Source organism: Streptomyces sp. NPDC014801, assembly GCF_043082085.1.
GTDB lineage: Bacteria > Actinomycetota > Actinomycetes > Streptomycetales > Streptomycetaceae > Streptomyces.
Genome location: NZ_JBIBXG010000002.1, coordinates 14,805 through 35,519 on the forward strand (window position 1 = coordinate 14,805; position 20,715 = coordinate 35,519).

The 20,715-nt window shown below is 71.7% G+C and carries 15 protein-coding genes; 4 read left to right on the plus strand and 11 right to left on the minus strand.

Annotated features, from left to right (window positions below; all coding sequences use genetic code 11):
- Positions 1 to 74: 74 nt before the first annotated feature.
- The 4 genes from ACF1AL_RS03585 to ACF1AL_RS03600 all read right to left on the minus strand — a co-directional run bounded on the left by ACF1AL_RS03585 (position 75) and on the right by ACF1AL_RS03600 (position 3,648).
- Positions 75 to 818, minus strand: coding sequence for a class I SAM-dependent methyltransferase (locus ACF1AL_RS03585; protein WP_391825447.1), 744 nt, complete (start codon positions 816 to 818; stop codon positions 75 to 77).
- 226 nt (positions 819 to 1,044) lie between these two features.
- On the minus strand, positions 1,045 to 2,235 hold the full coding sequence (locus ACF1AL_RS03590) for a Rieske 2Fe-2S domain-containing protein (protein ID WP_391825448.1): 1,191 nt from the start codon (positions 2,233 to 2,235) through the stop codon (positions 1,045 to 1,047).
- 133 nt (positions 2,236 to 2,368) lie between these two features.
- Positions 2,369 to 3,514 (minus strand): enolase C-terminal domain-like protein, encoded by a 1,146-nt coding sequence (locus ACF1AL_RS03595; protein WP_391825449.1) that lies wholly within the window; start codon positions 3,512 to 3,514, stop codon positions 2,369 to 2,371.
- Positions 3,514 to 3,648: a hypothetical protein gene (locus tag ACF1AL_RS03600; RefSeq protein WP_391825450.1), complete on the minus strand. Its 135-nt coding sequence runs from the start codon at positions 3,646 to 3,648 to the stop codon at positions 3,514 to 3,516. The genes ACF1AL_RS03595 and ACF1AL_RS03600 overlap by 1 nt, the downstream gene beginning before the upstream one ends.
- Positions 3,649 to 4,365: 717 nt before the next feature.
- Here ACF1AL_RS03600 and ACF1AL_RS03605 point away from each other — a divergent pair.
- Together ACF1AL_RS03605 and ACF1AL_RS03610 are read left to right on the plus strand one after the other, a co-directional pair.
- The gene (locus ACF1AL_RS03605) at positions 4,366 to 5,427 is read left to right on the plus strand and encodes a YihY/virulence factor BrkB family protein (protein ID WP_391825451.1); all 1,062 of its coding nucleotides are present in this window, start codon (positions 4,366 to 4,368) and stop codon (positions 5,425 to 5,427) included.
- 54 nt (positions 5,428 to 5,481) lie between these two features.
- Positions 5,482 to 5,916, plus strand: a complete 435-nt coding sequence (locus ACF1AL_RS03610) for a hypothetical protein (RefSeq protein ID WP_366841924.1) — start codon at positions 5,482 to 5,484, stop codon at positions 5,914 to 5,916.
- Between the two features lie 291 nt (positions 5,917 to 6,207).
- Here ACF1AL_RS03610 and ACF1AL_RS03615 read toward each other — a convergent pair whose 3' ends face one another.
- From ACF1AL_RS03615 to ACF1AL_RS03640, 6 genes are all read right to left on the minus strand, one after another.
- Complete coding sequence (locus ACF1AL_RS03615; RefSeq protein ID WP_391825452.1) at positions 6,208 to 7,818, minus strand: glycoside hydrolase family 13 protein; 1,611 nt, start codon at positions 7,816 to 7,818, stop codon at positions 6,208 to 6,210.
- Positions 7,819 to 7,936: 118 nt separating this feature from the next.
- Positions 7,937 to 8,812, minus strand: a complete 876-nt coding sequence (locus ACF1AL_RS03620; RefSeq protein WP_366841926.1) for a carbohydrate ABC transporter permease — start codon at positions 8,810 to 8,812, stop codon at positions 7,937 to 7,939.
- A 16-nt stretch (positions 8,813 to 8,828) separates the two neighbouring features.
- Complete coding sequence (locus ACF1AL_RS03625) at positions 8,829 to 9,791, minus strand: carbohydrate ABC transporter permease (RefSeq protein ID WP_391706641.1); 963 nt, start codon at positions 9,789 to 9,791, stop codon at positions 8,829 to 8,831.
- Positions 9,792 to 9,927: 136 nt separating this feature from the next.
- On the minus strand, positions 9,928 to 11,340 hold the full coding sequence (locus ACF1AL_RS03630) for an extracellular solute-binding protein (RefSeq protein WP_391825453.1): 1,413 nt from the start codon (positions 11,338 to 11,340) through the stop codon (positions 9,928 to 9,930).
- A 262-nt stretch (positions 11,341 to 11,602) separates the two neighbouring features.
- Positions 11,603 to 15,889, minus strand: a complete 4,287-nt coding sequence (locus ACF1AL_RS03635; RefSeq protein WP_391825454.1) for a discoidin domain-containing protein — start codon at positions 15,887 to 15,889, stop codon at positions 11,603 to 11,605.
- A gap of 307 nt (positions 15,890 to 16,196) precedes the next feature.
- Positions 16,197 to 17,207 (minus strand): LacI family DNA-binding transcriptional regulator, encoded by a 1,011-nt coding sequence (locus ACF1AL_RS03640; RefSeq protein WP_391820466.1) that lies wholly within the window; start codon positions 17,205 to 17,207, stop codon positions 16,197 to 16,199.
- A gap of 325 nt (positions 17,208 to 17,532) precedes the next feature.
- Between ACF1AL_RS03640 and ACF1AL_RS03645 the strand changes: the two genes are divergently transcribed.
- A complete protein-coding gene (locus ACF1AL_RS03645; protein ID WP_391820465.1) occupies positions 17,533 to 19,104 on the plus strand; it encodes an alpha-L-arabinofuranosidase B in 1,572 nt (523 codons plus the stop codon).
- A 307-nt stretch (positions 19,105 to 19,411) separates the two neighbouring features.
- A complete protein-coding gene (locus ACF1AL_RS03650) occupies positions 19,412 to 20,185 on the plus strand; it encodes a polysaccharide deacetylase family protein (RefSeq protein ID WP_391706629.1) in 774 nt (257 codons plus the stop codon).
- Positions 20,186 to 20,203: 18 nt separating this feature from the next.
- Here the strand turns inward: ACF1AL_RS03650 and ACF1AL_RS03655 are convergent, their stop codons facing one another.
- Positions 20,204 to 20,671 carry a hypothetical protein gene (locus ACF1AL_RS03655; RefSeq protein WP_391706626.1) on the minus strand — a complete coding sequence of 156 codons (468 nt, stop codon included), beginning with the start codon at positions 20,669 to 20,671 and terminating at the stop codon, positions 20,204 to 20,206.
- Positions 20,672 to 20,715 lie beyond the last annotated feature (44 nt).

Sequence of the window (20,715 nt, forward strand, 5' to 3'; positions counted from 1 at the left end):
CTCCCCCACAGTCCGCCGCTGCCTCCCCCGGGGAGCCGGTGCCTCGGCGGCCGAGGCGCCGGCCCCTCACGCGGTCAGGCGCGGCAGCGGAGCATCTCCAGCGGCGGGTTGGCGAGCAGGTCCTGCCAGAAGTCCTCGCCGAACTCCTCGACGCCGGCGTCGGAGATGTGCAACGGCACCCACTCCAGGTCGTGGAACCCGGCGGCCCGCAGGCACTTCTCGTAGACCTCGCGACGCGGGGCGTTGGTGACGATGGTGATCGGCTCCGGGTCGAGGAGTGCGGTGATCCGCTCGCGCGGGCCCGTCTCGACCTCCTCGCCGGTCGGCTCGCAGCGGAAGCCGTACCGCTCCAGATGCGGGTTGTCGAAGCCGTAGTCCGGCTTCTGGGCGAGCACGAAGAACTGCCCGCCCTCCACGAGGCTGCGGTGGATGTTCCGGCACATCCGCTCCATCGTCGGGATGTCCTCGGCGTAGTTGAGGCACTGCACGCCCAGCGCGATGTCGTAACGCCGCTCCGGCGTTCGCAGTTCGGCCACGTCCCCGATCTCGTAGCGCACGCCGAGCGGTTCACGCTCCTCGCTCCGGCGCGCGGCGGCGATCATCTCGGCGGAGATGTCGACGCCGAGCACGTCGCCGGCGCCGCGCCGCTTGAACTCCCGGCTGTAGAAGCCGGTCCCGCACGCCAGGTCGAGGATCGACCTGCCGCGTACGTCCCCCACCAGGCCCAGGAAGCTCGGCACCTCCCCGTAGCGCATCAGCGGCAGGGACTTGAACCCCTCGAAGGCCTCGCCGATCTCGTCGTACTGCTGCACGCTCATGTGCCGCCCCCTTCGGTGCGTCAGGACTGTCCGCGCCCGCACCGGTCCTCGCGACACGCGAGGGTGCCGGGTCGCGGGCACGGCAGGAAGTCTGCGCCGGCGCCGAGCGGCAGCCGTACTGGCGGATGGCACGAAGAAGGGGACCGGCGGACCTCGTATCAGCCAACACACCGGCGTGGCAAGGGCAGTTCGCGGGGACGCTTCACCCGGCGTGCGCTCGGGCGGGTCAGCGCGCCGTGGGGCAGGGCGCGGCCGGGCCGCCGGGACGGCCGTCCGAGGGCAGGTCCTGGCCGCACCGCGCGCCGCCGGCGCACACGGCGGCCCGGGGGCCGAGCGGGACGCCGTTCGCGCGCAGGACGGCACGCAGGTCCAGGATCAGCGGGAAGATCTCGTGGTTGCGGTCCTCGCCCTGTTCGTCCCAGGCCCGCTGCTCCGCCTCGACGGCCATGCGGTCCTCGGCGAACACGCGCTCGGTGAAGCGCCTGATGAACGGCCAGGCGAGCCCCAGCGCCCCGGGGATCCGGGGCCGGGCGATCATCAGCAGCCCGTAGGCGTGGCAGGTGCGCTGCTCGGCGTCCTCGGGCACGTAGGCGGCCCACAGGCGGAACGCGGGCTGCCGGGCGTCCTGCGGCACCAGGTCGAGCGTCTGGTACGGGTAGGCGGTGCGGATCGTCATGACGTCGCTGGAGTCGCTGCCGCCGATCCCCTCGCCGGCCAGCAGGTTCGCGCCGCGGTTGCGCTTGCCGCCGGCGTGGGTGAACAGATACCGGGCCTCCACCGAGTCCGCCGTGGTGCGGCGGTCCAGCAGCTCGGGGCGGAGCCGGCCGACGACGCCCCGGTGCAGGAACTGGTGGTTCATGTCGAGCAGGTTCTCGTGCAGGAAGGAGTAGTGGCAGCGCACGGTCCTGGAGAACGTCATGGTCCGGTACGCCGGCGAGTGGAAGGCCGGCAGATGGGGCAGCGGGGTGGCCGCCGCCTTCGCGGGGTCCCCGGGGAAGACGAAGACCAGGCCGTACGCCTCGCGCACGGGGTAGCCGCGCACGCCGCGGGGCGGCCGTCCGTCGCCCTTGGCCAGGTAGGGGATCTGCGAGATGCGGCCGTCGCCGCGGTAGGCCCACGCGTGGTAGCAGCAGCGCAGGGTGTCGCCCTCCACCACGCCCATGCTCAGCGGCACCTGCCGGTGGGCGCAGCGGTCCTCCACGGCGTGCACGGCGCCGCTCGCACCGCGGTAGACCGCGATCCGTTGACCTGCGAACGTCGTGGCGCGCACCCGGCCCGTGCGGACACGGCGGGACAGCGCGACCGGGTACCAGAAGTCCGGGTGCAGGCCCACGCGCCGCAGGTCGACGTCGCCGGAGGGTTCACGGTGTGCTGCGGGCGCCGTGCTCGTGGCCTCACCGGGGTCGATCTCGGTCATGCCTCTCCCTCGTCCGAAGAACGCGGACACGCGGTCACCGCCCATCCTGGGCTCCGCGCGCCCCGCGTGCCGTGCTCGCATGGCCGAAGGGGTGAGCCCCGCCGCGCGCCGGGCCTCTCCTCACCCGTCCCTCTCAGGCGGTGCGGGTTCCGTACACGCGGTGTCGTTCGGCGTCCGCCCACTTGACCTCCAGGCCGAGGCCGGGCCGGGAGGTGTCGGGAGGCAGGGCGCCTCCGTCGGGCCTGAGCGTGCCGTCGAACAGCAAGTGCTCCACGCGTACGTGGTCGTGGAAGTACTCCAGGTGCCGCAGCCGCCGCACCGCGCAGAACGCGTGTGCCGAGACGGCCGGCGCGCAGTGCGCCGACAGGTCCAGGTGGTGGGCCGCCGCCAGACCGGCCGCCTCCAGTACGCCGGTGATGCCGCCGCAGCGGGTGACGTCGGCCTGCAGGCAGTCCACGGCCGGGCCCTCGACGAGGTTGACGAAGTCCTGCGTGGTGTAGGCGTATTCGCCCGCGGCGATCTCCAACCGGGCGGGGCCGTGGGCGACGAGCGCGCGCAGGCCCTCCAGGTCGGCGGAGCTGACGGGTTCCTCGAACCACCGCACGTCCCACTCCTCGTGGAAGCGGTGGGCCCAGTACCGGGCCTGTTTGCGGCCGAGGGCCCCGTTGGCGTCGGTGAAGATCTCCGTCTCGTCGCCGACGGCCTTGCGGACGGCCGTCAGGCGCTGCGGATCGCGGTCGGGGTCGCGGGAGGTCTTCAGCTTGACCCGCGGGATGCCCTGCTCCACCCAGCCGGACAGCTGGTCGGTGAGGCGGTCCAGGGAGTAGTTGGTGAACCCGCCGCTGCCGTACACGGGCACCCGGTCGTGGTGGGCCGGGAGGAGGTGCACGAGCGGGAGGTCCAGCAGCCGCGCCTTGAGGTCCCACAGGGCCACGTCCACCGCGGAGACGGCCATGGCGCCGACACCGGGGCGGCCCGCGTTGCGGATCTGGTGCTGCATGCGCTGCCACAGTGCCGGCGGTGAGGTGACCTTCTGCCCGGCGAGCAGCGGCGCGAGCTGGGACTCGGTGAAGGCGGCGACCGACACGTCCCCGTAGGTGTAGCCGAGCCCGCTGCGGCCCCCGGCGTGCACCCGGACCAGGACCATGGTGGTGGAGTGCCAGTCGAGGGTGCCGTCCTGCTCGGTGCCGTCGGGCCCGTCGGTGGGGACCTCGAAGGCGTGCACGTCGACCGCGTCGATGCGGCAGTCCTCCAGGGCGGTGCCAGTGACGCCGGTCATCAAGGCCGTCCCGGCAGGTGCTCGACCGCCTCGGCCGGTTTCCGGCGGGCGCCCGGCGCCACCGGGCGGCCGCCGGCCGGCGTCCCGTCCCGGGCGGCGCCGATCTTCTTCGGGTCGTCGCAGTACAGAGCCATGGAGATCTCCCGGAACTGGCGGTGCGGAACCGGTGGACGCGACATGGGTAGCCAGGCCGGGCAGCAGGTAAACGGTGCCGCCCGCGGGGCCGGCTCACCCGGTCCGGGGCTCCTCCCGGTCCGGGGCGGTTCCTGCCGGTCCGGGGCTCCTCCCGGTCCGGGGCTCCTTCCGGTCCGGGGCTCCTTCCGGTCCGGGGCTCCTCCCGGCGGGGCGGTTCCTGCCGGTCCGGGGCGGTTCCTGCCGGTCGGGGCGTCCTCCCCCGGCAGCGCGGTTCCCATCGGCAGGGGCCTCCCCTCTGCAGGGCCGTTCCCGCCGGTCCGGGCTCGCCCCGGCAGGGCCGTTCCCGCTGGTCCGAGGCTCGCCCCGGCAGGGTGGATCCTCCCGGCCGACGCTCATCCCGCCCGCTCGGGCCGGCGCGCGACCGGGCGAAGCGAGGACGGCGACGGCCGGCGGAGGCCACGATGGTCTCCATGAGGCCGGTGGCGCAGACCTGCCGGGGCCCGGGCGGCGGGCCCCGGCGTCCCGTCGTCACGCCTGGCCCGGACGGAGGCCGCCCGGCGGCCCCGCGTTTGGCCGGGCGACCGCGCGGTTACCTGCTCCCGCGCACGGCCCGCCCGGGCGCGGCCCCGTCGTCCACGCCGGATATCAGGGGCCGCCGGGTGGTACCCGGACAGGTATCCGGCGATGCGGCCGGGCCCGGCAACGCGGGAGACGCCATGGAGACGCTGAGCCGTCTCGACGGGTTCCAGCGGCGGCACCACTGGGTGGGCATGCCGCTGGCGGTGGTGTACAAGTTCGCCGACGACCAGGGGCTGTACCTGGCCGCCCTGATCGCCTACTACGGGTTCCTGTCCCTCTTCCCCCTGCTGCTGCTCCTGGTGTCCGCGCTCGGGGCACTGCTGCAGAACGACCCGGAACTGCAGCAGCAGGTCCTGAACTCGGCCGTGCGCAAGTTCCCCGTGCTGGGCGACCAGCTGAAGGAGAACATCCACTCGCTGCACGGCAACTCGGTGGCCGTGGCCGCCGGCGTGGCGGGCAGTCTCTACGGCGGCCTGGGCGTGGCCCAGGCGGTCCAGCACGCGCTCAACAAGATCTGGGCCGTGCCCCGCCACGCCCGCCCCAACCCCCTGCTCGCGCGGGTGCGCGGTCTGATGTTCATCGGCCTGCTGGCCGCCGGGCTGATTCTGACCAGCGCGCTGCTGACGACGGCCTCCTCGGAGGAGGTGTTCGGGCTGCGGCTCGGCAGCGGCCTGCGGCTGGCCGCCGCGCTCGCCGTCATCGCGCTGAACGCCGCCCTGCTGGTGCTCACCGTGCGGATCCTCACCCGCGCCCAGGTCCGCACCCGGCCGTTGTGGGGGCCCGCGCTCGGCGGTGCGCTCGCGTGGCAGGGACTGCAGTGGGGCGGCACCTACTATGTGCGGCACTACCTGAGCGGCGCCGGGGCGACGTACGGCATGTTCGCGATCGTGCTGGGACTGCTGGCCTGGCTGTACCTCGCGGCGCTGGTGTTCGTGCTGACGGTGGAGATCGCCTCGGTGCACGGCAGACGGCTGTGGCCGCGCAGCCTGCTCACCCCGTTCACCGACAACGTCCGCCTCAGCCACGCCGACCGCCGGGCCTACCGGTCGTACGCGATGGCCGAGAGCTTCAAGGGCTTCCAGAAGGTCACCGTCGCGTTCCACGGCCGGCCCTTCCCGGCCCGGAACGCCGACGAGGAGGACGCCCCCGCCCACGGCGCGGGCCCGCCGGACGACGGCCCGCGCGACGCCGCCGGATGACGGACCCGGCCGGCCCGACCGCCACCCGGCCCCTACCGCCCTTGGAGCGCACCCATGTGGATGATGTGGAAACGCCGCAAGCACCTCCGCGGGGCGGCGACGCCCGTGCCGCTGGAGCTGTGCGACCGGTGCGGCACGGCCTTCCCGGAGGCGGACGCGGTGACCGGCTACGTCGCGGACTCCTCCTGCGCGCAGCCGCTGCGCCCCTGGTTCGACGGGATGCGGCGGATCACCGCGTGCTGTGCGGCGCACTACGAGTCGGTGCGGGACGAGTACCGGCTGCGCCCCTTCGTCGAGGAGGAGCTGTGGGCGGCGAAGATCGAGCGCGTGCTCCGGGACGGCGCGCCGGTGTGCACACTGGAGGAACTCGGCCGCCGCACCGGCCTGGACGAGCCGGACATCCACCGCGCCGTGGCCTGGCACAACGACCGCCTGCGGCGCATGCGCGAGGAAGACGCCGGCGAGGGGACGAGCGACGGCACCGGGTGATCACGACGAGGGCGGGCGACCCCCAGCAGCGCAGACATCTCGTCGAGCGTGAACCCCAGCTGCCTCCCCCGGTCCGATCGCCACCGTCCGCCCTCCCTCACGGCAGATCCGCGCCGTACCGCTCGCCGTGCGGTACGCCCCCCGCGCGGTACGCCCCGTACCGCCCGCCGCGCCCGTGCCGTCACCGCGTCGGCGCAGCGACCGGGCGCGGCCGTCGCGCGGATCGCCTACCTGCCGCGCGGCAGCCCCGGCCCGGCCGACCTGGGCCTGCACCCGCTGCGGGGTGACGGGTCATGCCGTCGTGCGGAGCCACACCGCCGTGTCCTGGGGCAGCCTGCCGTCCCCGGTGAGCGGGCCGCTGGTCAGCAGGACACGGGCGTGGGGCGGAAGCCCGACCGGGGCCGCGGACAGGTTGACCATGCAGAGCAGTCCGGCCGGGCGGGCGAAGGCCAGGACGCCGTCCGGTGCGGGGAGCCAGGTCAGCGGGCCGTCGCCGAAGCCGTCCTCGGCGCGGCGCAGCGCCAGGGCCTCCCGGTAGAGGGTGAGCATCGACGCCGGGTCCCCGCTCTGCCGGTCGACGGCGTACGCGGCCCAGCCCTCCGGCTGCGGCAGCCAGGGCTCGCCGTGCGAGCCGAAGCCGGCGTGGGGCGCGTCGGCCTCCCAGGGCAGCGGGACGCGGCAGCCGTCGCGGCCGGGATCGGTGCCCCCGGAGCGGAAGTGCATGGGGTCCTGGATGCGGTCGAGGGGCACGTCGGCCTCGGGCAGGCCCAGCTCCTCGCCCTGGTAGAGGTAGACGGAGCCGGGCAGGGCCAGGGTCAGCAGGGCGGCGGCGCGGGCGCGGCGGGTGCCGAGGACGAGGTCGGTGGGGGTGCCGAAGGCCTTGGTGGCGAAGTCGAAGGCGGTGTCCGCGCGGCCGTAGCGGGTGACGGTGCGGGTCACGTCGTGGTTGCACAGCACCCAGGTGGCGGGCGCGCCGACCGGGGCGTGCTCGGCGAGGGTGTCGTCGATCGCGCGGCGCAGCCGGTCCGCGTCCCAGGGGCAGGTGAGGAAGGTGAAGTTGAAGGCGGTGTGCAGTTCGTCGGGGCGCAGGTAGCGGGCGAAGCGTTCGGCGTCCGGGAGCCAGACCTCGCCGACGAACACGGCGCCGTACTCGTCGGCGACGGCCCGCCAGGAGCGGTAGATGTCGTGCAGCCCGTCCTGGTCGATGTAGGGGTGCGGGTCGACGCCCTCGGTGAAGTCGGCGAGCGCCGGGTCCTTCACGAGCAGGGCGGCGGAGTCGATGCGCACGCCCGCGACCCCGCGCTCGAACCAGAAGCGCAGGATGTCCTCGTGCTCGCGGCGGACGGCCGGGTGGGCCCAGTTGAGGTCGGGCTGCTCGGGGGTGAACAGGTGCAGGTACCACTCGCCGTCGGCCACCCGGGTCCAGGTGGGGCCGGCGAACTGGGAGGGCCAGTCGTTGGGCGGGAGTTCGCCGTCCTCGCCGCGGCCGGGCCGGAAGTGGAACAGTTCCCGCTCGGGGCTGCCGGGCCCGGCCTCCAGGGCGGCCCGGAACCAGGGGTGCTGGTCGGAGACGTGGTTGGGGACGATGTCGACGATCACCCGGATGCCCATTTCGGCGGCCTGGGCGATGAGTTTCTCGGCCTCCTCCAGGGTGCCGAAGGCGGGGTCGATGGCGCGGTAGTCGGCGACGTCGTATCCGCCGTCCACCATCGGGGAGGCGTACCAGGGCGTGAACCAGACGGCGTCGACGCCGAGGTCGGCGAGGTGGGACAGTCGGGCCCGGGCGCCGGCGAGGTCCCCGGTGCCGTCACCGTCGCCGTCGGCGAAACTGCGCGGGTAGATCTGGTAGATGACGGCGTCTCGCCACCAGTCGTCGGTGCGGGGCGAGTGAGGGGCTGCCACGTGAAACGGTCCTTTCGGGCAGGGGGTGGTGCTTCGCCGCCGGCCCGGAGGCTGCGGGGCGTCGGACGGGCCGGCGGCGAAGGTCGGGGAGGCGTGCGCGGTGGGCCGGTGGCGGGTGTCAGCCCTTGAGGCCGCCGGCGGTCAGTCCGCTCATGATGTTGCGCTGGAAGACCAGGAAGAGCAGCAGCGTGGGGACCGAGGCGATGGTGAGCGCCGCGATGAGGACGTTCACGGGGACGCCGTTGGACAGCGAGTAGATCCCGACGTTGAGGGTCTGCTTGGCGGGGTCGGGCAGCGTGAGCATCGGCCAGAGGAAGTCCTTCCAGATGCCGACGATCGCGAAGATCGACACCACGCCGAGGACGGGCCGGGAGATCGGCAGCACGATCGACCACAGCACGCGCGTCGGCGAGGCGCCGTCCATGGCCGCGGCGTCGAGGAGTTCCTTGGGGATGGAGTCGAAGAACCGCTTGAGCAGGAAGATGTTGAACGCGTTGGTGACGGAGGGCAGCCAGATCGCCCACGGGGTGTTCAGCAGGTTGCGCTGCACCACCGGAACGTCGAGGACGGTCAGGTACTGGGGGACGACGAGCACGGTCGCCGGGATCATCAGCGTGGCGAGCATCATGCCGAGGATCGCCTTGCCGAACACCGGCCGGAGCTTGGACAGCGAGTAGGCGGCCGCGACGTCCAGGACGAGCTGGAAGGCCAGGGCGCCGAAGGCGTAGTAGAGCGTGTTGAGCAGCAGGGTGGAGAGGTCCATGACCTCCCAGGCGTGGGAGTAGTTGTCCGGGGTGAAGGACTTCGGCACCCAGGTCGGGGGCGTCTGGATCACCTCCTGGCTGTCCTTGAAGCCGCTGGAGATCATCCAGTACAGCGGGCCCAGGAAGACGAGGGTGAACCCGGTGACGACGACGGCGAAGACCGTCCAGTAGACGATTTTCCCGCGGCGACGGGCGAGTTGTGCCGGTGAGATGAGTGTGCGTGTGGACATGCCGGTCTCCCCCGGGTCACTCGTCGTCGGCGCGGCTGAGCCTGGCGTACGCTCCCGAGAACCCGGCGAGCAGGACGAGCAGGAGCAGGCCGAGCGCCGCCGCGGCGCCGTAGTTGTTGAAGTTGAAGGCGTACTGGTAGATGAGGTAGACGACCGTGGTGGTCGAGCCCTCGGGGCCGGCGCCGCCGGTGAGCAGGAACGGCTCGACGAAGACCTGCATGGTGGCGATGATCTGCATGAGCAGCATCAGCGACAGGATCAGCCGGGTCTGCGGGATGGTGACGTGCCAGATCTTGCGCAGCAGGCCGGCGCCGTCGAGTTCGGCCGCCTCGTACAGCTCGCCGGGGATGCCCTGGAGGGCGGCGAGGTAGATGAGCGCGGCGCCGCCCATGTTCATCCAGGTCGCGGCGATCACGACGGACAGCATGGACAGGTCGGCGTCCTGCAGCCACTGCTGCTCGGGCAGGTGCAGGAACCGCAGCATCTCGTTGAGCAGGCCGTATCCGGGGTCGTAGAGGTACTTGAAGAGGAGCACCGAGGCGACCGGGGGCAGCATCACCGGGAGGTACACCAGGAGCCGGAGGTAGGCCTGGCCGTGGTGGAACTCGTTGATGACGATCGCGACGACGAAGGGGACCGCGAAGCCGAGCAGCAGCGCCAGCACCGTGAACAGGGCGGTGTTGCGCCATGCCTGCCAGAACGCCGGATCGTGGAAGACGGTGGTGAGGTTGTCCAGGCCCACCCAGCTGGTGTGGCCCGACTCGGTCTTCTGGAAGGCGAGGACGAACTCCCGGACCATCGGGTACCAGGAGAAGACCGCGAAGCACAGCACGGCGCCGACGAGGAAGCCGTGCGCGGTCAGGTTGCGGCGCAGGCTCTTGGTGAACCGGTCGCGGCGGGACGGGGGGCCCGCCGGGCGGGGCGGGGCGTGGCGGCGGGCGGGACGCGCCTTGCTCGGGGTCAGGCTGGGGGCCGACATCGTCGCTCCTCGGTGCGTGCTGGTCTGGCGTGACGGTCCCGGAGGGGACCGGGGGAAGGCCGCCGGTGGCGTGGCCCGGTGGGGGGGGCGGCGCGCCGGGCGGGGGCGGGTGCGGGGCCCTCCCCCGCCGGGGCGGTCACTGGGTGGCCAGGACCTGGTTGACCTGGGCCTCGGCCGTGGACAGCAGCTTGTCGACGTCGGCGTCCTTGTTCGTGAGGATGCCGGACATCACGTTGTCGAGGACCTTGTAGATCTCCTGGGCCTTCGGCGGCTCGGCCTTGCCGGGCACCGGGTTGTCCATGAAGGCCTTGAAGTTGGCGACCGGCATGGTGGCGTTGGCGGCCCGGGCGGCGTCGTCCTTCTTCTTCGACTCGCCCAGCCAGAAGTTGGGCTGCGGTACGCCGACGGGGAGCTGGTCGGCCTTGGTGCGGGCCCAGTCGAACTGGCCCTTGCCGACGGTGAGGTTCTTGAAGTTCAGCCAGGCGATCGCGGCCTTGATCTTGTCGGCGGAGATGCCCTTCTTGATCATGTAGTTGTTGCCTCCGGCGAGCGTGTTCTTGCCGCCGGGGATCGGGCCCATGCCGAAGTTCTCGTACGTGGCGCCGAGTTGCTGGACCATGTAGGCGATGTCGTCGGGTGCGGCGAGGAACATGCCGAGCTTGTCGGTGGCGATCTGCTTCTGCAGGTCGCCCCACTTCAGCAGCTGCGTCTTGCCCATGGAGTCGTCCTCCCAGCGCATGGCGTGGAGGGTGCGGGCGACCTGCTTGCCGATGTCGTTGTTGAACGCGGCCTTCTTGCCGCTGGTGTCCACGATGTCGCCGCCGAGGCTGTAGATCTCGGCCGTGAAGTGCCAGCCGCCGGTGTTGGCCGCGCTGTAGTCGCCGTAGCCGGCGATGCCGTTGCCGAGCGCGGCGATCTTCTTGGCGGCGGCACGGACCTCGTCCCAGGTGCGCGGCGGGCTGTCGGGGTCGAGGCCGGCCTGCCGGAACAGCTTGCGGTTGATGAGCAGGCCCATGGTGTAGTTGCTGGTGGGCAGGCCGTAGAGCTTGCCGTCGTGCTTGAGGGAGCCGAGGACGTTCGGGTCGATGTCCTTCAGCGCGGGGACGGTCTTGTCGTTGACGTAGGCGGTGATGTCCTCGGCGCCGTCGTTGTCGAGCACCTGCGGCAGGTCGGTGAAGTAGGTGTAGAACACGTCCGGCTGCGACTTGGCCTTGAGCATCGCGGTGAACCGCGGCGGCTCCAGGCACTGTCCGGGGGTGGAGCGGCCCTCGATCGTGACGTTCGGGTAGATCTTGTGGAACGCGGCGACGTCCTCCTTCCACTCCTTCAGCTCGGCCGCCTTGGCCGCCGGGGGCATGCAGTCGATGGTGATCGTCACCTTGGTCTTCGGGTCCAGCGGCGCGGCCGGGTCGGAGGACCCGCTGCCGGGGTTGCCGCTGCCGTTGTCGCTGCTGCTCGTGCCGCAGGCGGCGAGAGCGGTGAGCGTGAGGGCGGAGACGAGGACGACCGCGCCGGTGCGGCGGGTACGGCGGAGCGGGGCTGTTCTCATGAGTGGTCCCCTTCGGGCAGGAACGGTGAGGTGGCCCCGTCGCCGATGCGTGGTGGGGCGTGGTGGGGCGTCGCACACTCAATCACCGTCGACAAGTGCGCGCAATATCTCGCGCAGATTTCGTAAATCCTCGACAGAAGTGGGAAGACAGGCTTCCGCCGGGAGTCCTCTCACGGCAGCACGCGGACAGGCCGGTGCAAGCCCGCAGCGAGCTCGCACCGGCCCTCTCCGTTCTGCCGCGGCGCCTCGCGGGCGCCGGCCGTCACGGGTTGACGTTGATCTTGAAGGTGGAGGTGGTGTTGCGTATGTCGACGGCGTTGCCGCTCATCCGCAGGCCGTTGAAGGTCACTTCGCCGACCGCCGGGCCCTGGTTCGGCTCGGGCATCTCGTTGGCCCACAGGCCGAAGCCCGACTTGGCGTCGAAGGCGTCACCGCTCTTGCGCGCGCCCGTGATCGAGATGTCGGTGAAGACGGTGTCCTTGATGGGATTGACCGGTTGGCCGTTCAGGTACTGCGTCTGGAACATGATCCCGCTGTAGGTGGGATCGACGATGTCGACGTGGTTCACCCTGATCCCCTGGAAGACCTTCGAGGCGGAGAACAACCAGATGCCCGGGAAGGTCTGCTGGCCCCAGAAGTGGCCGCCGGCCCGCACGACGGAGATGTTCTCGAAGGTCGTCGGATCGGTCCCGAAGCCGTTCATCGGATACCCGAAGTCCAGCGAGGAGATGGTGATCCCGGAGTAGGTCAGCGTGTCCGCGATATGGATGTTGCGGAAGGTGTTGTTGTAGCCGCCGTACACGGCCACGCCCGCGGCACGCCAGGTCAGGGTGGTGGTGAGGTTCTCGTAGACGTTGTTCTTCTCGTCCGCGCCGCCCGCGTCGATCGCCGAGAACAGCGCGAAGCTGTCGTCCCCGGTGGCGCGCGCGTCGTTGTTGGTGACCAGGTTGTCGGTGGAGCCGTTCGTCATGTTGACGCCGTCGGCGAACAGGTCCCGGATGCGGGAGTTCCTGATGGTCATCCGGTCGGTGTTGGCGCCCCAGTACAGGCACACCATGTGCTCGTTCCAGATGTCGTCGATGACGATGTCGGAGACATTGGAGAAGTCGAACACCTTGCCCGGTCCGTCGATGCGCGAGGTGTAGTTGCCGAAGTAGGCGAACCCCTTGAACACCGACCCCTTCGCCGAGGCTTCCGCGCGGAAGCCGATGTCCGTGTTCTCCTGCGAGGCCGGCGCGTGGAACCGGGTGAACCATGGGCCGGCTCCGACCACTTGCACGGCCTTGCCGTACACCTGGAACTTGCTCGACGTCTCGTAGTCGCCGGGCGGCAGGTAGACGCCGACGAGCTTGCCCGTGGTGTCCATGCGGACCTTGTCGAGCGCGTCCTGCACCGCCTGGTGCGTGAAGCCGGTGGGCACCACGTACGCGGCCGGGTCCGGGTTGGCGACCGGGGTGGCCTGCTCCAGGTTCACGAAGTCGATCGCGTACGTCGACGTGTTCGCGGCGTCCTTCTGCAGCCGGATCTTGCTCCCCTTGGGCACGGTCTCCCCGAGGAGCAGGTGCGCCTCGTCGTAGATGTGCCGCGGGGCGCCGGCGCTCGGCGAGTTGCCGGGCGAGGCCTCCGCGCCGTACAGCCAGGCGTACTTGGAGGTCAGCGGGAGGGCCTTCTTGAAGACGCCGTCGACGTAGACGTCGATCGTCGAGTCGATGCCGCCGCCGCCCGGCGCGTCCGGGATGGAGAAGCGGGTCACCAGCGTGTTGGTCGCCGCGCGGGTGGTGAACTCGACGTACTCGCCGGTCGCGTCGAGGCTGACGGCCTTGCGCCCGGAGGCCTCGCCGGCGATGTCCCCGATGGTCCGGTTGGGGCCCACGACGGTGGCTCCGCCGCCGACCGTGCCGTCCTCCGCCTCGTACATGTCGTACGGCATGTGGGCGCCGCGTCCGACGAACAGCGGCCGGCTGGAGGTGTTGTTCCGCCGCTTGACCGGCAGTTCCTCGGCGTCGTCGGCGATCACCGTCTTGACGGTGTACGAGCCGTTGGCCGCGGTCCACGGACCGAGCTGCACGTCGGCCGAGGCCCCGGCGGCCAGCGTGCCGGTGTAGGCGCCGCTGAGCGTCTTGACCGCGGTGCCCTGCGCGTCGGTCAGCGTCAGGGTGACGCCGTGGCTGCCCGCGGCGCTCGCCTTGTTGCCCTGGTTCTTCAGGGCCACCTTGAAGGTGACGGTGTCGCCGGCCGCCGGGCTGGACGGCGAGGTGGTGACGGAGGACGCGACGAGGTCGGCGCTCTCGACCGGCTTGACCACCAGCGGGCTGGGGCTCGTGTAGGTGTTGTTGGACTCGTTCTGCTCGATCACCGCGCCCGGCTCGTCGGCCACGGCGCTGAGCTGGTAGGTGCCGGCCTCGCGCTGCCCGAGGGAGGCGGTGACAGTGGTCTGCGCGCCGGCCGCCAGCGGGCCGGCCTGCGCGGTGGCGACCTTGGTGCCGCCCAGCCGTAGGGCCACGGTGCTCGCGGGGGCGTCGACCGGTCCGCTGTTGCGCACGGTGGCGGAGACGGTGATCGGGTCGGACTCCACCGGCGCGGCCGGTGAGACGGTCAGCCCGGTGATCTCCAGGTCCGGGTTGGGGGCCGGGACACCGATCACCTGGAACTCGGCGAGCTGTCCGGCGGCGGCGCCGGAGTTGGCGGTGAACTTCAGCTGGACGTCGGCCACGCGCGCCGAGACGGGCACGGTGACGGTGTTGCCGCCGGCCGGGTCGAAGGTGTAGCTCCTGGCCGCGACCAGCGAGGTGAAGCCCGTGGCGCTCTGCTCACGCCCGAGGACCTCGATGGTCTGCGTGCGCTTGGACCAGGCGGGGTCCGGGTTGAGCTTGAGCACGAGGTGGTCGAGGTCGGCGTTGGCGCCGAGCTTGACGGTGAGGGTGTTCGGGTAGCTGCCGCCCGCACCCTCCCAGTACGTGCCGACGTTGTTGTCGTTGGCGTTCTCCGCGACGTAGGTGTACACCACGGACGAGGCGCTGATCGGCTTGCCGACGGCCAGGTCGGAGCCGCTCCCGCCGCTGCCGTTGCGGGTGACGCCGTTGCTCGGCGGCGACTGGTTGCCGGCCGCGTCCCTGGCCCGAACCATGTAGGTCACCGTGCTGGTGGCGGGCTGCGTGTCGGTGTACGTGGTGACGTCACCGGCGACGGTGGCCCGCAGGGTGTTGTTGGCGTAGATCTCGTACGTCGCGACGCCCACGTTGTCCGAGGAGGCGGTCCAGGTCAGCTTGATCTTGCCGTCGCCGGGCTCGGTGTAGGCGAGGCTGCCGGGCGCGGTCGGGGCCTGGGTGTCGCCGGTGTCCCCCTTGCGGGTGACGGTGTTGCTGTCGGCGGACTGGTTGCCGGCCGCGTCCCGCGCGCGCACGAAGTAGGTCACGGTCTCGCTCGCCGGCCGGGTGTCGGTGAAGGTGGTGACATCACCGGCGACGCTGCTCAGGAGCGAGCCGCCCGCGTAGATGTCGTATCCCGTCACCCCCACGTTGTCGGTGGCGGCGTTCCAGGTCAGCCGGATCTGCCCGGTGGCGGGCTCGGTCAGGGCGAGGTTCGCCGGGGCGCTGGGGGCCTGGGTGTCGCCGCCGGTGGGGCCGTAGATCTCCAGCTCGGAGACCTGGGCGGCGCTCTGGACGGTGTTGGCCGTGACCAGGACGCGCACGTAGCGGGTGGTGGTGGCGTCGAAGGAGATCGTGGCCGTGTTGCCGCTCGCGGGGTCGAAGGCGTAGGCGCGCGAGGCGGTGAGGTCGGTGAAGTCGCTGCCGTCGGTGCTGCCCTGGATCTTCAGCGTCTGGCTGCGGGCCTCCCAGCCGGCGGGCAGCCGCAGCACGACGCGGTCGACGCGGACGGAGGAGCCGAGGTCGGCCTGGAGCCACTGCGGGAAGGCGTTGCCGGCGCTCTCCCAGTAGGTGGCCCGGTTGCCGTCGCCTGCGTTGCCCGCGACGTACGCCTGAGTGGTGCTGCTGGCCGTCAGGGGGCGGCCCGCGGCGAGGTTGGCCGACGACCCGGTGGCGGCGTGCACCTCCAGCTCCGACAACTGTGCCGCCTGCCAGCCGGTGTTGGCGGTGACGGCTATCCGGACGAACCGGGTCTGGGTGGCCGGGAAGGAGACCGTCACGGTGTTCGCGGAGGCCGGGCTGAAGGTGTAGGTGGCGCTGGTCTTCAGGGTGCTGAAGCTGGTGCCGTCGGCGCTGCCCTGCACGGCGAGGGTCTGGTTGCGGCTCTCCCAGGTCGCGGGCAGCTTCAGGACGACCTCGTCGACGCGCTCGGTGGAGCCGAGATCGGTCTGCACCCACTGCGGGAAGTCCGCACCGGCGCTCTCCCAGTACGTGCCCTGGTCGCCGTCGGTGATGTTCGGCGCCCCGTACCCGCTGTGGGTGCTGCTCGCCGACGCGGTGTCCCCCAGGGCGATGTTCGGCCCTCCGGCGGCCCGGGCGGCCAGTACCGGCCCGCCCAGTGCCAGGAGGCTGGTCACGATCACGGTGCTCAGGCCCCGTGATCTCCATCTGCGGATAGTCATCGGTCCTCGATCTCTCCCCGTTGCCGTTGTTCGGTTTTTGCGCTTGCGGCTCAGAGAGTTGCAGAGGATCGTCCGAACGTCTACGGCTGCGACGGCACTTGTTGCTCCGCTTCCGTGAGGGGCCGTCAGGCGGCACCAGGGCATGCCGGTACGGCGACCCGCCGGAGGCGGACCGCGACACCGGCGCCGCGGACCTCGGCGGGGAGTCGGCGAGAGGCGCGGAAGACGCCGACGGCGGAAACGACGCCGGCGCCGGCATCCGGGGGGGGTCCCTGGATGCCGGCGCCGGCGGAGAAGGGGCGGAGAGTCAGCTCGCGGGGGCCTGGGCGGTGGAGCCGCGCACCACCAGTTCCGGCTCGAACAGCAGCTCACCGGGGTGGGCCTGGGTGCCCTGGATCTGGGCGCACAGCAGCTCGACCACGGCCCGGCCCATCGCCTCGATGGGCTGCCGGACGGTCGACAGCGGCGGCTCGGTGCAGCTCATGAAGGCGGAGTCGTCGAACCCGACGACGGAGACGTCCCGCGGAACGGACAAGCCGCGGCGGCGCACCGCCCTGATCGCACCGAGCGCCAGCGGGTCGCTCGCGCAGACGATCCCGGTGACGCCACGCTCCAGCAGGCGCGCGGCCGCGGCCTGCCCGCCCTCCAGCGAGAAGATCGACCGCACCACGAACTCGTCCGGCAGCGCGCCCCCGGCCGCCTGCGCCACGGCCCGGGCGGCCTGCAGCTTGCGGCCCGAGGGCACATGGTCACCGGGGCCGAGGACAAGGCCGATCCGCTCGTGGCCCAGCGAGACCAGATGGCGCCAGGCCTGCTCCACGGCGACGGCGTCGTCGCAGGAGACGCAGGGGAAGTCCAGGCCCTCGATGGAGGCGTTGATCAGCACCACCGGGATGTTGCGCTCGGCCAGCTGGCGGTAGTGCTCGTGCGGCGCGTCGGCCTGCGCGAACAGCCCCCCGGCGAACACCACCCCGGACACCTGCTGCTGGAGCAGGAGCTCCACGTAGTCGGCCTCGGAGACGCCGCCCTGCGTCTGGGTGCACAGCACCGGCGTGAGCCCCTGCTGCGCCAGGGCGCCGCCGATCACCTCGGCGAACGCCGGGAAGATGGGGTTCTGCAGTTCGGGGAGCACCAGTCCGACCAGCCGCGCGCGCTCGCCCCGCAGCTGGGTCGGCCGCTCGTAGCCGAGGACGTCCAGCGCCGTCAGCACGGCCTGCCGGGTCGCCTCGGAGACCCCGGGCTTGCCATTGAGGACACGGCTGACCGTGGCCTCGCTGACCCCCACCTTCTTAGCCACCTGAGCAAGTCGTCGCGTCATACACGCAAGACTAGCGCAAGAAACGCAAGCCGATTACGCGATCACCCCGGTCGACCGCGGCAGCACTGCGCAAGCCTGTTGCATGCCGGGAGACGCAGCCGGCCGGTATACCGGACGTGCGCGATGTGTTGACAGCCCGGGGGCGCTTCCTAATCATCAGACCCTGTCCGCAAACACGACCAACGTTCGCAATTTCGAACACACGCAAGATCCGCCCCACCTCCGGACGAGCGAGCCAATCCGCCCGGCCTCACCCAGAGTTCACGTATGGCATGTTCATGACCAGATCGGCTCGCCCCCACCCCTCACCTCCAGGAGACCCCTCATGTCCGTGACATCTGCCCGGTTAGCGCGGGTCAGGCCGCTTCTCGTGCTGGCCGCCGTGCTGGCCATGGCCACCGCCCTGCTCGGTGGCCGGGCCTCGGCCGGCGGCAGCGCGGCGGCCGCCGGCTCGCTGCCCTGTGACCTGTACGCCGCCGGCGGCACCCCCTGCGTGGCCGCGCACAGCACCACCCGCGCCCTCTACTCCGCCTACAACGGCCGCCTCTACCAGGTGAAACGCGCCTCGGACGGGTCCACCCGGGACATCGGCTCACTCGGCGCGGGCGGGTACGCCGACGCCGCCGCGCAGGACTCCTTCTGCGCGGGGACGAGCTGCCTCATCACCGTGATCTACGACCAGTCCGGCCGCGGCAACCACCTCACCCAGGCCCCGCCCGGAGGCTTCTCGGGCCCGGCCGCCGGGGGGTACGACAACCTCGCCGAGGCATCCGCCGCACCCGTCACCGTGGGCGGCCACAAGGCGTACGGCGTCTTCATCGCCCCGGGCACCGGCTACCGCAACAACCACACCAGCGGCATCGCGACCGGGGACCAGCCGGAGGGCATGTACGCCCTGCTGGACGGCACCCACTACAACGGCGGGTGCTGCTTCGACTACGGCAACGCCGAGACCAACAGCCGCGACAACGGCAACGGCACGATGGAGGCCATCTACTTCGGCAACATCAAGGTCTGGGGCTACGGCACCGGCAACGGCCCCTGGGTCATGGCCGACCTCGAGAACGGCCTGTTCTCCGGGGTCAACCCGGGTTACAACGCGAACGACCCGAGCGTCGGCCACCGGTTCCTCACCGCGGTCGTCAAGGGCGGGCCGAACCACTGGGCGATCCGGGCCGGCAACGGCCAGTCCGGCGGGCTGTCCACCTACTACGACGGGCCGCGCCCCAACGCCCCGGGCTACAACCCGATGAAGAAGGAAGGGGCCATCATCCTCGGCATCGGCGGCGACAACAGCAACGGCTCGGCCGGCACGTTCTACGAGGGCGTCATGACGTCGGGCTACCCGACGGCGGCCACCGAGAACGCCGTCCAGGCGAACATCACCGCGGCCGGGTACGCCCCGTCGACCCTGGCGGGCGGCCCCACCGTGGGGTCCCGGATCTCGCTGCGGGCCACGACCCCCTGCTGCGGCAACGACTACCTGCGGCACAACAGCGCCGACAGCAACGCCGTCATCGCGGCGGTCTCCTCGTCCAGTTCCGCCGCCGACAAGGCCGCCGCCACCTGGATCGTGCGCCCGGGCCTGGGCGACGCCTCGTGCGTCTCCTTCGAGTCGGCCGACAAGCCGGGCCAGTACCTGCGGCACTACGACTTCCGCCTGCGCGTCGAGAGCATCGACAGCAGCGCCCTGTCCCGCCTCGACGCCACGTTCTGCCCGCAGGCGAGCCACAACGGCCAGGGCGTCTCGCTGCGCTCGGCCAACTACCCCGCCGACTTCGTGCGTCACTACAGCTACGGCGCCTACATCGCGAGCCAGGGCGGCTCCCACGACTGGGACAACGCCACCGCCTGGGCCGACGACACGAGTTGGGTCGTGGCCTCCCCCTGGGCCTGAGGCCCGTCCGCACCACCGCTCCGGTGCCCGTCCACGCCACCCGCACCGCGACGGTCCCGCACCACCCGCACTGCGACCGTCCCGCACCACGGGACCACGGCCGTGCCGCCCGATCCCCGGCGGCACGGCCGCTTTTCGGGCAAATGGCGTCTAACACCCCCGCCGCACCCCGCAGTTGTCCAAGAAATCCCCCGGAATTGTCCGTGATCGGTAACGGAGGGATCCGAGGGCCGCCGGCCGCCGTCCTGTCAGATGGCGGCACAGCGGCCAGGAACCGGTGAGGAACTGCAGGAAAGTGGGGGCGGACATGGCACGTCACGGCGGCGGACGCGGCTGGTACGGCAAGGTGGTCGGCGCGGCGCTCGGGGTGACCGTACTGGCCGCCGGCGCCGCGGTGTGGACCGCGCAGGCCGGCACCGTGAGCGCCACCCCGCCCCGCCCGTCCGCGTCCGCCGCTGCGGGCGGCGACCCGGCACCGGTGGCCGTGACCATCGCGCACGCCTCGGACAAGGGCCCGCGCGGCGTCAACATCACCATCGACGACGGTCCCGACCCCCGGTGGACCCCCGAGGTGCTCGCCGTGCTGGAGGAGTACGGGGTGAAGGCCACGTTCTGCATGGTGGGGACCCAGGCGCAGGCCTACCCGGATCTCGTGAAGAAGGTGGTCGCGGCCGGGCACCGGCTGTGCGACCACACGGTGTCGCACGACACCACCATGGACACCAAGTCCCAGACCTACCAGTCGCAGCAGATCCTCGACGCTGCCCGCATGATCACCGAGGCCTCGGGTGGCGTGAAGCCGATGTACTACCGCGCGCCCGGCGGCGCCTTCACCCCCTACAGCCGCACCCTGGCCGCCTCCCGGGGCATGCGCCCGCTGGGCTGGAACGTGGACTCCAAGGACTTCGAGCGGCCCGGCACGAACGCGATCGTCGCCACCGTGGAGCGGGAGCTGCCCAACGGCCCGACGCTGCTGTTCCACGACGCGGGCGGCGACCGCTCCCAGACGGTCGCGGCGCTGCGCCGCATCCTCCCCCACCTCAAGGAGCAGGGCTACTCCTTCGGCTTCCCCGTGCGCTGAGCCCGTGCGCGTGACTCCCTACGACCGGTCGTCGGAGGCGCTCACGATCCCGTAGGTGGCCAGCCCGTACATCAGGTGCGGCACCACGTCCGAGGCCCAGTCCGCGGCCGACCAGGTCCTCGGATCGCTCACGTCCAGCCGCGCCATCGAGAGGTCGGTCGCCGCCATGGCCAAAGCGCCGGTGACCGCGCCCCCGAGCCACCACGGCAGCCTCATGCCGGCGCTGTGCATCAGGGACACGACGACCCCGATGCCGCAGCCGACGGCGATGCCGGACAGCGCGCCGAGCCCGGAGACCCGGTTGTCGCGGGTCTCCCCCGAGCCGGGGACCGGGTGTCCCGTGTCCTGGGCGATCTTGTCCACGGCCTGGGCGGGAACCGGGCTCGACGGCCGGCCCCGCAGCGCCATGTCGGCGTAGGTCACCGCGTTCAGTACGGTTGTCCCGGCGGCGCCTGCCGCGCCGCCCCGCACCATGCTCCTCATCATGCCGTGCCGGGTTCCCCCCGGACCGGCGCCGAATCGGAACCGCA

What these genes read in the sequence shown, in the direction of transcription:
- ACF1AL_RS03630 (WP_391825453.1), bottom strand. Translation starts at nt 11,340, where the DNA reads ATGAGAACAGCCCCGCTCCGCCGTACCCGCCGCACCGGCGCGGTCGTC.
- ACF1AL_RS03640 (WP_391820466.1), bottom strand. Translation starts at nt 17,207, where the DNA reads ATGACGCGACGACTTGCTCAGGTGGCTAAGAAGGTGGGGGTCAGCGAG.
- ACF1AL_RS03610 (WP_366841924.1), top strand. Translation starts at nt 5,482, where the DNA reads ATGTGGATGATGTGGAAACGCCGCAAGCACCTCCGCGGGGCGGCGACG.
- ACF1AL_RS03585 (WP_391825447.1), bottom strand. Translation starts at nt 818, where the DNA reads ATGAGCGTGCAGCAGTACGACGAGATCGGCGAGGCCTTCGAGGGGTTC.
- ACF1AL_RS03645 (WP_391820465.1), top strand. Translation starts at nt 17,533, where the DNA reads ATGTCCGTGACATCTGCCCGGTTAGCGCGGGTCAGGCCGCTTCTCGTG.
- ACF1AL_RS03595 (WP_391825449.1), bottom strand. Translation starts at nt 3,514, where the DNA reads ATGACCGGCGTCACTGGCACCGCCCTGGAGGACTGCCGCATCGACGCG.
- ACF1AL_RS03605 (WP_391825451.1), top strand. Translation starts at nt 4,366, where the DNA reads ATGGAGACGCTGAGCCGTCTCGACGGGTTCCAGCGGCGGCACCACTGG.
- ACF1AL_RS03625 (WP_391706641.1), bottom strand. Translation starts at nt 9,791, where the DNA reads ATGTCGGCCCCCAGCCTGACCCCGAGCAAGGCGCGTCCCGCCCGCCGC.
- ACF1AL_RS03655 (WP_391706626.1), bottom strand. Translation starts at nt 20,671, where the DNA reads ATGATGAGGAGCATGGTGCGGGGCGGCGCGGCAGGCGCCGCCGGGACA.
- ACF1AL_RS03635 (WP_391825454.1), bottom strand. Translation starts at nt 15,889, where the DNA reads ATGACTATCCGCAGATGGAGATCACGGGGCCTGAGCACCGTGATCGTG.
- ACF1AL_RS03600 (WP_391825450.1), bottom strand. Translation starts at nt 3,648, where the DNA reads ATGGCTCTGTACTGCGACGACCCGAAGAAGATCGGCGCCGCCCGGGAC.
- ACF1AL_RS03650 (WP_391706629.1), top strand. Translation starts at nt 19,412, where the DNA reads ATGGCACGTCACGGCGGCGGACGCGGCTGGTACGGCAAGGTGGTCGGC.
- ACF1AL_RS03620 (WP_366841926.1), bottom strand. Translation starts at nt 8,812, where the DNA reads ATGTCCACACGCACACTCATCTCACCGGCACAACTCGCCCGTCGCCGC.
- ACF1AL_RS03590 (WP_391825448.1), bottom strand. Translation starts at nt 2,235, where the DNA reads ATGACCGAGATCGACCCCGGTGAGGCCACGAGCACGGCGCCCGCAGCA.